Source organism: Paenibacillus silvestris (assembly GCF_009882985.1).
Classification (GTDB): domain Bacteria; phylum Bacillota; class Bacilli; order Paenibacillales; family NBRC-103111; genus Paenibacillus_E; species Paenibacillus_E silvestris.
In genome coordinates this window covers 499,678-512,124 of sequence record NZ_WTUZ01000010.1, presented here as the reverse complement: position 1 = coordinate 512,124, position 12,447 = coordinate 499,678, and the positions used below count along the sequence as shown (strand labels likewise).

The 12,447-nt window shown below is 47.2% G+C and carries 12 protein-coding genes; all 12 read left to right on the top strand.

Annotation, left to right across the window (positions count from 1 at the left end; translation table 11 throughout):
* Positions 1–21: 21 nt before the first annotated feature.
* Entirely contained in the window at positions 22–588 is a 567-nt protein-coding gene (locus GQF01_RS05770) for a YceD family protein (RefSeq protein ID WP_235959007.1), read from the top strand.
* Positions 589–626: 38 nt separating this feature from the next.
* Positions 627–800 (top strand): 50S ribosomal protein L32, encoded by a 174-nt coding sequence (gene rpmF, locus GQF01_RS05765; protein ID WP_145656583.1) that lies wholly within the window; start codon positions 627–629, stop codon positions 798–800.
* 119 nt (positions 801–919) lie between these two features.
* On the top strand, positions 920–1,534 hold the full coding sequence (gene fapR / locus GQF01_RS05760; protein WP_186456240.1) for a transcription factor FapR: 615 nt from the start codon (positions 920–922) through the stop codon (positions 1,532–1,534).
* Complete coding sequence (plsX, locus tag GQF01_RS05755) at positions 1,518–2,522, top strand: phosphate acyltransferase PlsX (protein ID WP_161405878.1); 1,005 nt, start codon at positions 1,518–1,520, stop codon at positions 2,520–2,522. Before fapR ends, plsX begins: the two co-directional genes overlap by 17 nt.
* Positions 2,519–3,505 carry a beta-ketoacyl-ACP synthase III gene (locus GQF01_RS05750; RefSeq protein WP_161405877.1) on the top strand — a complete coding sequence of 329 codons (987 nt, stop codon included), beginning with the start codon at positions 2,519–2,521 and terminating at the stop codon, positions 3,503–3,505. The genes plsX and GQF01_RS05750 overlap by 4 nt, the downstream gene beginning before the upstream one ends.
* Positions 3,506–3,577: 72 nt before the next feature.
* Positions 3,578–4,528: an ACP S-malonyltransferase gene (gene fabD / locus GQF01_RS05745; protein ID WP_161405876.1), complete on the top strand. Its 951-nt coding sequence runs from the start codon at positions 3,578–3,580 to the stop codon at positions 4,526–4,528.
* A complete protein-coding gene (gene fabG, locus GQF01_RS05740; protein ID WP_145656571.1) occupies positions 4,515–5,255 on the top strand; it encodes a 3-oxoacyl-[acyl-carrier-protein] reductase in 741 nt (246 codons plus the stop codon). Before fabD ends, fabG begins: the two co-directional genes overlap by 14 nt.
* An 84-nt stretch (positions 5,256–5,339) precedes the next feature.
* Positions 5,340–5,573 (top strand): acyl carrier protein, encoded by a 234-nt coding sequence (gene acpP, locus GQF01_RS05735; RefSeq protein ID WP_028558238.1) that lies wholly within the window; start codon positions 5,340–5,342, stop codon positions 5,571–5,573.
* 94 nt (positions 5,574–5,667) lie between these two features.
* A complete protein-coding gene (fabF, locus tag GQF01_RS05730; RefSeq protein ID WP_161405875.1) occupies positions 5,668–6,903 on the top strand; it encodes a beta-ketoacyl-ACP synthase II in 1,236 nt (411 codons plus the stop codon).
* Positions 6,904–6,963: 60 nt separating this feature from the next.
* The gene (rnc, locus tag GQF01_RS05725) at positions 6,964–7,665 is read left to right on the top strand and encodes a ribonuclease III (protein ID WP_127458426.1); all 702 of its coding nucleotides are present in this window, start codon (positions 6,964–6,966) and stop codon (positions 7,663–7,665) included.
* Positions 7,666–7,760: 95 nt separating this feature from the next.
* Positions 7,761–11,336, top strand: a complete 3,576-nt coding sequence (smc, locus tag GQF01_RS05720) for a chromosome segregation protein SMC (protein WP_161405874.1) — start codon at positions 7,761–7,763, stop codon at positions 11,334–11,336.
* A 28-nt stretch (positions 11,337–11,364) separates the two neighbouring features.
* The gene (ftsY, locus tag GQF01_RS05715; protein ID WP_145656565.1) at positions 11,365–12,351 is read left to right on the top strand and encodes a signal recognition particle-docking protein FtsY; all 987 of its coding nucleotides are present in this window, start codon (positions 11,365–11,367) and stop codon (positions 12,349–12,351) included.
* Positions 12,352–12,447: the final 96 nt, after the last annotated feature.

Sequence of the window (12,447 nt, the reverse complement as noted above, 5' to 3'; positions counted from 1 at the left end):
TGAATACAAATAGATTTATAATTGACAAGAGGCAATAAAACTGGATATAATAATCTTTGTTTGTTTGGGGTGAAAAAGATGCAGATTCGTTTTAGAGAGCTTTCTCTTAAAGGACAACCGGTCCATATGACAGAAGTGATGGATTTGACGACTCCTTTTGAAGGGCGTCAAGATGTTCTTGGTCATGGTCCAGTACGTGTCGATCTTCTTGCATCGCATGAAGATGGAGTAGTAAAAGTTAACGGAACGTTAACGCTAGACTTGGAGTTAAGCTGTTCACGATGCTTAACGCACACTAATCAAACAATCGAACTTCCTTTTGAGGAAGTCTTCATGCAAAAGCCAGAGGAAGAAGACCCGGAACTTGACGAGGATATTCATTTGGTAGTTGGAGATAAAGTCGATTTAGAGCCGTACGTTGTAGAAAATGTAGTGGTCGGTATACCGTACATACCACTTTGTGACGAAGCGTGCAAAGGTCTCTGTCCCGTGTGTGGAGAAAATCGCAATCTGACAGATTGCGGCTGTAAGCAGGAGAAAATTGATCCTAGGCTTGCAGGTCTCGCGGACTTTTTTAACAAAGAATAAGGCAACGCCCGAAATTCGATGAAGGAGGTGTTTTGAATATGGCAGTACCTCAAAGGAGAACGTCCAAAACTCGTCGCGACAAGCGCCGTACTCACTTTAAATTGGAAGTTCCAGGCATGGTGAAATGTGAACAATGTGGAGAACTGAAGCTGGCTCACCACGTGTGCAAGTCTTGCGGAACTTACAAAGGTAGAGATATCGTAAAAGCATAAGAATAAGCATAGTACTTCATCCTAGTGTGAGGTGCTATTTTTTTTGCTTTCTTTTTGGTTCTAAATTTAATATACTACAGTTTAGTATCTGGTAATAAGATGAGATCTCACGAGATAAGGTGGTGCTAGCCATCGAACGCCTTCCTAAACGACAAAGGCAGCAGCAATTGCTTCAAGCAATTGAAGCAAATCCTTTTATGACTGACGAGGAACTGATGCGAACGTTTCAGGTTAGCATCCAAACCGTCCGGTTAGACCGATTGGAACTAGGTATTCCTGAGCTGCGGGAACGCATGAAGCACATGGCTGTCAAAACGTACGATCAAGTGCGTTCACTGTCCATTGATGAAGTCATTGGTGAAGTGATCGATTTACAGCTGGACAAAAGCGGTATTTCGATTTTTGAAATTAAAGAAGATCATGTTTTCTCAAGAACCAAGATTGCAAGAGGACATCATATATTCTCACAAGCAAACTCCCTCGCCGTTGCCGTTATCGACGATCCGATCGCCTTGACAGCCTCAGCAGATATCCGGTTTATACGTTCTGTAAAGCTAGGAGAGAAATGTATCGCCAAAGCCTATGTGCGTTCTGTTTCCAAAGGGAAAGCAAGAGTTGAGGTGTCTTCCTACGTTGGCGATGAGGCTGTGTTCCGAGGTAATTTCGTGATCTTTCATTCGAAGAAAGAGCAACATCTAGAGAGGGAGGATAAGCTGCATGCGGATCGCGATTGATGCCATGGGCGGCGACAATGCCCCGAAGATTGTAGTGGAGGGTGCGCTGGCAGCGGCCAAAGAGTGGAAGGATGTACATATCATTTTGGTCGGTAACAGCGCCGCAATTGAAGCCCACCTCACGGAGAGGCCGGCAAATATAAGTATCCGTCACACGGAGGAAGTTATTGAAGCGGAAGATGAGCCTGTGAAAGCCGTGCGGCGCAAAAAAGACGCGTCCATGGTTGTGGCAGGTAAACTAGTACGTGAGAAAGAAGCGGAAGCTATGATATCCGCTGGGAACACAGGAGCGTTGATGACGACAGGCTTGCTCGTGGTTGGGAGAATCCCAGGCATTGAGCGTCCCGCTCTGGCGCCGATGATCCCGACAATGGATGGCAATGGTGTGCTTGCCTTAGATTTGGGTGCGAATATGGATGCTACACCGGAGCAATTGCTGCAGTATGCCATCATGGGCAGTATTTACCGCTCCAAAGTGCATGGTATTGCTAAGCCGCGAGTAGGCCTTCTCAATGTAGGAACCGAGGCTGCCAAAGGGAATGAATTAACCAAAACGGCATATCCTTTAATGGAGAATGGGCCTATTCATTTTGTGGGCAATGTCGAATCTTCTCAAGTCCTGCGCGCCAAATGCGATGTTATCGTATGCGACGGTTTTGCGGGGAATATTATGCTGAAATCGATCGAGGGCGCTGCGTCCGCCATCTTTTCGGCACTGAAACAGGAATTTACAAAAACAATATTTACAAAGCTCGCAGCAGCTGTTCTGAAGCCGGGCCTAACTCAATTTCGTAAAAAATTGGACTATAATGAGCACGGGGCAGCACCATTCTTGGGGATTGATGGATTAGTCCTGAAGAGTCATGGTTCCTCTGATGCAAATGCCATTAAAAATGCAGTTCGCCAAGCTAGAATAGCTTTGCAAAATGATTTGGTTGGCACGATATCTGCCGAAATAAGCCATGGGAAGAGAGATACAACAACATGAACCTAATACCAGTTGGGGTACTTGGTACAGGTAAATATGTACCTGATCGTATATTAACGAATCAAGAATTGGAAACGATGGTTGAGACGAACGATGAATGGATCGTAACAAGAACCGGCATCCGTGAAAGAAGGATTGCAGCGGAAGGACAAGCAACGTCCGATCTTTGTTATGAGGCTTCTTTGATCGCTCTGGCCAACGCTGGCATTACTGCGGACCAACTTGATTTAATTATCGTTTCCACTATTACACCGGATATGTCATTCCCATCAACGGCTTGCATCCTTCAAGAGAAGCTAGGCGCCAAAAGGGCAGCGGCATTTGATTTATCTGCAGCTTGCTCGGGCTTCGTATATGGACTAGCTAATGCTTCCAATTTCATAGCAACAGGAACTTATAAATACGCCTTAGTAATTGGCGCAGATTGCTTATCCAAGATAACAGATTATACAGATCGCAATACGTGCATTCTGTTCGGCGACGGTGCAGGAGCTGTTGTGATCGGCGAAGTGCCTGAAGAGAGAGGCTTTAAGTCTTTTGAACTTGGTGCTGACGGTACAGGCGGACCACTGCTGAAAATTGAGGGCGGGGGATCACGCAATCCTGCTTCGCAAACATCGATCGATCAACGTATGCATTACATCTACATGGCTGGCGCTGAAGTTTTCAAATTCGCTGTGCGGATTATGGGGAACGCAGCAGATGAAGTTCTGCAAAAAGCAGGTTGGGACAAATCGGATATCGATTTACTAGTCCCGCATCAAGCAAACATGCGAATTATTCAAGCTTCTTTAAACCGACTAGAAATGACTGCAGATAAATGTATGATTAATCTTGATAAATACGGAAATATGTCGGCAGCCTCCATTCCTGTAGCGCTTGCAGAAGCAGCAGAACAAGGCCGATTAACGGAAGGCGACCGTCTCGTGCTTGTTGGTTTTGGCGGAGGTCTAACTTGGGGCGCAACCGCGCTCGTTTGGTAGTCCAACCCATTTCATAGATCTAATTCATCTATATTATTTAAAATCTATTGCCAAAGGGGATCCTATTCTCGTATGGGTAAAATTGCTTTTGTTTTTCCTGGCCAAGGCTCACAGTCAGTTGGGATGGGTCATGATTTATACACGAATCATCCGGCTGCTCAAGCTTATTTTGACCGCGCAGATGAAGCGCTGGGCTTTGCTTTGTCTGATCTGATCTTCCAAGGTCCAGAGGACCAGCTGAAGATCACCTACCACACGCAGCCTGCTCTGCTGACAACAAGCCTTGCTTGTTTGGAAGCATTTAAGGCTGCGGGCATTACGCCAGACTATGTCGCTGGACATAGTCTCGGTGAATACAGCGCGCTCGTCGCAGCCGGCGTGCTCGCTTTTGAAGACGCGGTCCGCACGGTGCGGGCCCGCGGTGAGTTCATGGAACAGGCCGTCCCTGGCGGCCTGGGCGCAATGGCGGCCGTGCTTGGAGCCGAGCGCGAAGCGCTTGCGGAGCTGTGCAAGGCCATCACAAGCGGCGGCACTGTCGTCGAGCTCGCCAATGTGAACTGCCCGGGACAGATCGTCGTCTCGGGCAGTAAAGAAGGCGTGCAAGCGGTTGTTGAACGCTGCAAGGAAGCTGGCGCGAAGCGGGCCATACCGCTCGAAGTGAGCGGACCTTTCCACTCTTCACTCATGAAGCCGGCTTCAGAGCGTCTCGCTGAGGTGCTTGCTGCCATCGAGATGAGTGAGGCAGCTGTACCTGTAGTTGCCAATGTTACGGCACGTCCTGTTACGTCTCCAGCCGATATTCGCGGTTTACTTGTCGAGCAGGTGTACTCCCCTGTATTATGGGAGGATACGATTGCTTACTTGATCAGCGAAGGTGTAGATACGTTTATTGAGTTGGGATCAGGAACGGTGCTTGCCGGTCTGATCAAAAAGGTCGATAAAACGGTCAAAACCGTTTCAATTGGCGGCCAAGAGGCATTGGCGAAGTATTTACTGGAGGTGCAAGAGCATGCTAACAGGTAAAGTAGCACTGGTAACCGGGGCATCCCGAGGAATCGGCCGAGCGATTGCCTTGCATTTGGCTGAGCATGGGGCAGATGTTGCTGTGAATTATGCAGGAAGTGAAGCCGCTGCTGGAGAAGTAGTAGCAGCGATTGAAGCAATGGGGCGCAAAGCCATTAAACTTCGTGCAGACGTAAGCAGTTATCAGGAGTCTGAAGAATTAGTTAAGCAAACCATTGAAAAGTTTGGTAAGATTGATATTCTTGTGAATAATGCAGGTATCACAAGAGACAATCTAATCATGCGAATGAAGGAAGAAGAATTTGATCAAGTCATTGCTACGAATCTAAAGGGTGTATTTAACTGTGTTAAAGCTGTTACACGTCCTATGATGAAGCAACGATTCGGTCGAATAATTAATATATCTTCTGTAGTTGGTGTGCTCGGAAATCCGGGTCAGGCCAACTATGTAGCAGCCAAAGCCGGCGTTATTGGTTTAACCAAGGCTACGGCGAGGGAGCTTTCCACTCGGGGCATTACCGTGAACGCGGTGGCGCCTGGTTTCATCGAAACCGATATGACTGACAAATTGTCGGCCGAGATGCGCGAGCAAATGTTAAAGCAAATTCCGTTGGAACGCCTTGGTCAACCTGAGGAAATCGCGAAGGTTGTTCGTTTCCTTGCGTCCGATGATGCATCCTACATGACAGGCCAAACACTTCATGTGGATGGCGGCATGTACATGTAAGATTCACCAAAAAGAGAATCTCCAAATTGCCTACTGGCAATCTGACTAAGATTCTCGTATAATACCAAAGAGGAGGTGAACCGGATGTCCGACGTATTGGATCGTGTTAAACGAATTGTAGTCGATCGTCTAGGGGTTGATGAAGCTGAAGTCACCCTCGAAGCATCTTTCAAAGAAGATCTTGGTGCTGATTCTCTCGATGTAGTAGAATTAGTAATGGAATTAGAAGATGAGTTCGATTTAGAAATTTCAGATGAAGATGCTGAGAAGATTACGACAGTAGGAGAAGTTACGAATTACATAAAATCTCATACGTAATAGTCTACAGAGTCCCGTTTCTAATCAAGACGGGACTTCTCTCCATTCTCACCCATTAAAAAATGAAGATTCACTACTATAGAAGGTGGTACAGATGAAAAGAGTTGTAATTACAGGTATGGGCGTAGTTACTGCCCTTGGTCAAGATTTGGATACGTTTTGGGGCAATTTGACGTCCGGTAAGTCCGGTGTCAGCTTGATTGAGAATTTTGATGTAAGCGAATACCCAACACGCATTGCAGCGGAAGTGAAAGATTTTAAAATTGAGGATTATGTAGATCGTAAAGAATCCCGTCGGATGGACCGTTTCGTACAGTTCGCCGTTGCGGGCGCTCTAAACGCTCTGAAGGACGCAAACTTGAATCTGAAGGAAGATACGGATCCTGAACGCGTTGGAGTTTCTGTAGGCTCTGGAATCGGTGGTTTGAACACTTGGGAAGAGCAGCATAGAATACTTTTGGAAAAAGGTCCAAAACGTGTATCTCCGTTCTTTATCCCAATGATGATCGCGAATATGGCTTCTGGCCACATCTCGATGGTTACAGGGGCTAAAGGACCGAACTCCACAGCGGTTACAGCTTGTGCGACAGGAACGCATTCCATTGGTGATTCCTTTAAAATGATTCAACGCGGCGACGCGGACGTAATGATCTGCGGAGGAGCAGAGGCGACAATTACGCCGATTGGTGTGGCTGGTTTCTGTGCGCTGCGCGCGATGTCTACTCGTAATGATGAGCCGCATTTGGCAAGCCGTCCGTTTGATACGGATCGTGACGGTTTCGTTATGGGCGAAGGATCAGGCGTCTTGATTCTGGAATCCCTCGAACATGCTGAGCAGCGCGGGGCGCGCATTTATGCGGAAGTAATCGGCTATGGGATGAGCGGTGATGCTTATCACATGACAGATCCGGATCCGGATGGAGCAGCACGTTGTATGGTGAAAGCGATCAAGGATGCTGGCATTGCACCAGACGAGATCAATTACATTAATGCACACGGAACATCAACACCAGTTGGTGATAAGTCAGAAACAACAGCGATCAAAAAAGCGTTCGGCGATCATGCCTACAAAGTAGCGGTTAGTTCAACGAAATCGATGACAGGACATCTGCTTGGGGCTGCCGGAGGCGTTGAAGCCGTAATCTGTGGTCTGACAATCGCTAACAGTTTGATTGCGCCTACGATTAATCTGGTAAACCAAGATCCAGAATGTGATCTGGATTATGTACCAAACCATGCACGACAAGCAACAGTTGATATTGCGATGTCCAATTCCTTTGGTTTTGGCGGTCACAATGCAACGATTATTATGAAAAGGTTCCAAGCATAATTTGCCTGCCTGCGAAGAAAGATAACGAAATAGCATTCTCTCTGGGTGGTGAATTAAGCAATGAACCGCAATGTTAAGGAATTACAGCAGCGGATTGGTATCACATTTCGTAAATCAGAGCTGCTGAAGCAAGCTTTTACCCATTCTTCTTATGTGAATGAGCATCGCATTGCTGGACATAAAGATAACGAGCGTCTGGAATTTTTAGGAGATGCCGTTTTAGAATTAACCGTTTCGGAATTTTTATATGATTCTTATCCTGGGCGTTCGGAGGGCGAGTTGACGAAGCTGCGAGCATCCATTGTTTGTGAGCCGTCACTTGTTACGTTTGCTGAAGATCTGGATTTCGGTGCTTTTGTGTTACTGGGCAAAGGAGAGGAATTGACTGGCGGACGTAACCGCCCAGCTCTTCTTGCTGATGTTTTTGAATCCTTCATTGGTGCTTTATATTTGGATCAAGGCATAGATGTTGTAAAAGGTTTCTTGAAGAAATATGTATTTGCCAATATCTCCAGTGAAGGTAAGTTGCTCGTTATTGATTACAAGACTCAGCTGCAAGAGCATACTCAGCACCACGGAATGGGTTCTCTGGAATACCGAATCGTGAATGAGCGAGGACCTGCTCATGAGCGTGAGTTTGTAGCTGAAGTACACATGGATGCCGACCTTCTAGGAACCGGAGCTGGACGTTCCAAGAAAGAAGCTGAGCAGCAGGCTGCTGCGCAAGCTTTGTTGAAATTGAATGTGACCGTTCAGCGGTAAGTCATATAGCACAAAGAGGCAGCTGCGGCTGCCTTTTTTGTTTTTTTCTCTTATTTTTAGAAGGGATATGTTACAATAATTTCTGAGGTGAGACCATGTTTTTAAAACGGATTGAATTATCCGGGTTTAAGTCTTTCGCAGACCGGACGGAGCTGGAATTTGTGCGCGGTATCACCGCGGTTGTAGGTCCGAATGGGAGCGGGAAAAGTAATATTTCCGATGGTATCAGGTGGGTACTGGGGGAACAAAGCGCGAAGTCTTTGCGTGGCGGTAAAATGGAGGATGTTATTTTTGCAGGTAGTGATGCGCGCCGGGCTGTCAATTATGGCGAAGTATCGCTGACACTGGATAACACTTCACAATCGCTTCCGCTTGATTTTAATGAAGTAACGGTTACTCGCCGCGTACATAGGAGTGGGGAAAGCGAATATTTAATCAACAAGCAGCCCTGCCGCTTGAAAGATATAACGGAATTGTTCATGGATACGGGAATCGGGAAAGAAGCCTATTCCATTATCGGACAAGGACGTATTGAAGAAATTTTAAGTACGAAATCAGAGGATCGTCGAGGTATTTTTGAAGAGGCTTCGGGGATTGTTAAATATAAATCGCGTAAAAAGGAAGCAGAGAAGAAGTTAAATGATACCGAGCAAAATCTTCTCAGGATTCATGACTTGGTTTCAGAGTTAGAGGATCAGATCGAACCTCTACGGGAGCAGTCGGAGAAAGCGATTCGCTACAAAGAGCTGCGCGAAACGCTCAAAAGCAGTGAAATTGCTATGTATGTACATCAGATTGATCAGATATATCTCTCTTGGAATGAAGCTTCGCAGAAGCTGGAGAAGCTGGTCAAGGAGCAAACAGAGCTCTCAACCATCGTGAATCAGCATGATGCGCATTTGGAGAAACACCGGTGGGAAACTCGCAGGCTAGAAGAGGAACTAGAGAAGCTGCAGGAAAGCTTGCTTGTGCTGAGCGAGGAATTCGAGAAATGCGAAGGACATGGTGAGGTACTCAAAGAGCGAAAGCGAAACTATGTGGCTAATCAGCAGCAGCTTAGCAGCACGATTGCCTTGCAGGAACAACGGAAAATAGACAAGGAAGCAGAACTTAGCGAACAGCGTGAGAAAATCATTCAAATTGGTGCTCAACTCTTTGAGTTTCAGGCTAAGCTGACGGCTGAAGAACAGCGCCTGCTTGGGGTTAATGGAGGAATTAGCTCTTCGCCAGAAGATCAGCTAAAGGGTGAACTCTTAGAGACCTTAAATCGGATGGCGCAAGCAAGGAACGAAATTCGTTATGCGGAGCAGCAAACGGAGAGTATCGGACGCAGGCTGGAAAGGCTTGATGATGAGCGCCAGAAGTGGGCAGATCAGCGGGAGAAAATCACTGTTCGAAAGCAGGAATTAACGGCAAAGCTTGAAACGACTGTTAAAGAAATTGAAGACATCAGACAGCAGTATGTCCAGCTGACGCAAAGCTTGAAGAATAAGCAGGGCTTGCTTGATGATGCTTTAGGCATGGTCCGCAAGTGGGAGCAGAAGCTGGATGCGTTGACATCACGCCGCGACACCATGAAGGAAATGGCCAACGATTACGACGGCTTTATGCAAGGTGTTAAAGAGGTGCTTAAGGCGAAAAGCCGCAAGGATTTGCGGGGAATCCGCGGTGCTATTGCTGAACTCGTGAAGGTGCCGGCAGATGTGGAGATCGCGATTGAAACCGCTTTAGGCGGGGCTTTACAAAATATCGTGGTCGAAACTGAAGCTGATGGACGTGAAGCGATTTCTTTCTTGAAACGTCGTCAAATGGGACGAGCAACGTTCTTGCCGATGAATGTCATTCGCGGGCGTTCGATTTCGGACAACGAGATCAGCTCTCTAAGATCGGCAAAAGGCTTTATAGGTATCGCAGTAGATCTGGTGACATTCGACTCTACCTATCAGAATATTTTCTCTAGTCTCCTTGGTAATGTGGTTGTTGCCCAAACGTTAGAAGATGCGAACCATATTGCTGCAAAAGCACAATATCGTTATCGGGTTGTAACGCTTGAAGGCGATGTAGTTAACCCCGGTGGATCGATGACGGGGGGAAGCTTGCAGAAGAAGACGACGAATCTGCTTGGCCGTCAACGCCAAATCGAAGAGCTGGATAATGAAATCAAACATTCTGAGCAGCAGCTCAGTGGTTTGCGTAGTCAATCCAGCGTGATGAAGCGTGAAATTACGGATGAGATGATGGCCGTCGAGCAGCTTCGCCAGCAAGGTGAGCACAAGCGTATTGAGGAGCAGCAAGTTCGTGCGGAATTAAATCCGCTGGAGGCAGAGAGCCGCACGGTGGAGGAACAGCTTTCCCTGGATAGCCAAGACAGGGGGGCTTTGCTTGAAGAGCAAACTGATCTTGCACGCAGGAAAACGGAGTCCGAAGCTGCGCTTGCAGAGTTGCAGCAAGAGGAAGCTTCCTTGCAGCAAGCGATTCGAGATGCTGAGCACTCACGGAAAGCTAGCGAATCCGAGAAAGAAGAGCTTCAGGGCCAACTGACGGATCTCAAAGTGAAGGTGGCATCGATTTCCCAAGAGAAACAGTCTCTTCAGGATCAGCAGCGGCGGTTGCAGCAGGATCTTAGCGAGTCCGATCGTGAGATGGAGATGAACCGCGGGCTTCTGCAGCAGCTGGAACAGGACATGAGTGCTACTGAACAGGAAACCGTTCTACAAGTAGAATTGCTTAATGATCTCAAACTGAAGAAGCAGCAGTGTACAGAAAGCATAGATTTCAAACGTGCGGAGCGAACCGAATGGTTACATAAGCTTGAGCAGGGTGAGAATGAAACGCGGGCACAGCGCGTACAGTTAAAACAAGTGGAAGAGAGCTTGCATCAAACTGAAGTGCGTGTCACACGTCTGGATGTTGAACTCGAAAACTTGTTGAAAAAACTTGGCGAAGAATACGAGCTAAGCTACGAGTTAGCCAAAGAGCGATATCCAGTTCCCGAGGATATCCAGGGCACGCAGACTAAGGTGCGTGAGATCAAACGCGAAATTGCTTCGCTCGGCGATGTCAATCTCGGGGCGATCGAGGAATATGCGAGGATCTCGGAGCGTTATGAGTTTTTGAACGCGCAGAAAAATGATTTGATCGAAGCCAAAACTACGCTTTATCAGGTCATTCGTGAGATGGATCAAGAGATGTCCAAGCGCTTTAAGACAACCTTTGATGCGATTCGATCGCATTTTGGCGTTGTATTCTCCAAATTGTTCGGCGGGGGACGGGCAGATCTGATCCTGTCCGAGCCGGAAAATATGCTGGATACCGGGATTGAGATCGTCGCCCAACCACCAGGCAAAAAGCTGCAAAATCTACAGCTCTTGTCGGGGGGAGAGCGCGCGCTTACAGCGATTGCGTTGTTGTTCTCAATCATTCGCGTAAAGCCGGTTCCTTTCTGCGTATTGGATGAGGTAGAGGCTGCCTTGGATGAAGCGAACGTATCCCGTTTTGCGGAATACTTGCGCGAGTTCTCCGAAATGACGCAATTTATCGTCGTTACACACCGTAAAGGGACGATGGAAGAGGCTGATGTTCTTTACGGTGTAACCATGCAAGAGGGCGGCGTCTCCAAGCTCGTTTCTGTTCGATTGGAAGATGAAGAAGCGGAAATGTCCGCATCATAATAAGTTTAAGTTATCCTTGGGAGGAACTATGAGTTTTTTTAAACGATTAAAAGAGAGCATTTCTAGCAAGGCCGAAGCGGTAACGAATAAGTTCAAAGAGGGACTAACGAAAACGAGAGATGTGTTCGTTGAGCGTGTTGACGACTTATTCAGTCGCCGCAAGAAGATTGATGAAGATTTCTATGAGGAGCTGGAAGAAATTCTGATTGGCGCCGACGTAGGCGTTAATACCGTTCTTAAGCTCATTGATCAGCTTCGCGCAGAAGTGAAGAAACGTAAAATTGAAGATCCCGCTGAATTGCAGCCGATTCTTTCTGAGAAATTGATCGAGCTGTTGAAAGGCGACGCCGATGCAGGCTTGAATTTAAACCCTAATGGCTTATCTGTTATCTTGTTTGTAGGTGTCAATGGGGTTGGGAAGACAACGACAATCGGCAAGATGGCGCACATGTTCAAATCTCAAGGGAAGAAAGTGCTAATGGCTGCTGGTGATACGTTCCGTGCCGGTGCGATTGAGCAGTTAGAGACTTGGGGCCAGCGTGTCGGTGTTGACGTGATTAAGCAGCAATCCGGAGCCGATCCTGCAGCGGTTATGTTTGATGCTGTCCAAGCAGCCAAAACCCGCGGCGTTGATATTTTGCTCTGTGACACAGCAGGTCGCCTGCAGAATAAAGTGAATCTGATGGAAGAGCTAAACAAAATTTACCGTGTTATCCAGCGCGAAGTGCCAGATGCTCCTCATGAGGTCATTCTTGTGCTTGATGCAACGACGGGCCAAAATGCGCTCAGCCAGGCTAAGCTATTCGGAGATAAAACCGGTCTGACCGGATTAGTGCTCTCCAAGCTAGATGGGACTGCCAAAGGCGGTATCGTTGTGGCGATTCGTCAGGAATTATCGCTGCCAGTGAAGTTCGTCGGTCTCGGTGAAAAAATGGATGATCTTCAGCCCTTCGACTCCGAGCAGTTCGTTCATGCCTTATTTGGCAAATGGATTGGCGAGCAAAAAGAAGAATAAGGACGAAATTCTCCTCAGCCACTAGTTGGTTAGAGGGGGATTTTTTTGTTTGAGAACTGACAAGGTAAAATGCTTGACATTCATCCTGGAATTCAG

Coding starts and splice junctions, on each gene's coding strand:
- fabD (WP_161405876.1), top strand. CDS start 3,578: ATGGGTAAAATTGCTTTTGTTTTTCCTGGCCAAGGCTCACAGTCAGTT.
- rpmF (WP_145656583.1), top strand. CDS start 627: ATGGCAGTACCTCAAAGGAGAACGTCCAAAACTCGTCGCGACAAGCGC.
- ftsY (WP_145656565.1), top strand. CDS start 11,365: ATGAGTTTTTTTAAACGATTAAAAGAGAGCATTTCTAGCAAGGCCGAA.
- acpP (WP_028558238.1), top strand. CDS start 5,340: ATGTCCGACGTATTGGATCGTGTTAAACGAATTGTAGTCGATCGTCTA.
- fabG (WP_145656571.1), top strand. CDS start 4,515: ATGCTAACAGGTAAAGTAGCACTGGTAACCGGGGCATCCCGAGGAATC.
- fabF (WP_161405875.1), top strand. CDS start 5,668: ATGAAAAGAGTTGTAATTACAGGTATGGGCGTAGTTACTGCCCTTGGT.
- GQF01_RS05750 (WP_161405877.1), top strand. CDS start 2,519: ATGAACCTAATACCAGTTGGGGTACTTGGTACAGGTAAATATGTACCT.
- plsX (WP_161405878.1), top strand. CDS start 1,518: ATGCGGATCGCGATTGATGCCATGGGCGGCGACAATGCCCCGAAGATT.
- rnc (WP_127458426.1), top strand. CDS start 6,964: ATGAACCGCAATGTTAAGGAATTACAGCAGCGGATTGGTATCACATTT.
- smc (WP_161405874.1), top strand. CDS start 7,761: ATGTTTTTAAAACGGATTGAATTATCCGGGTTTAAGTCTTTCGCAGAC.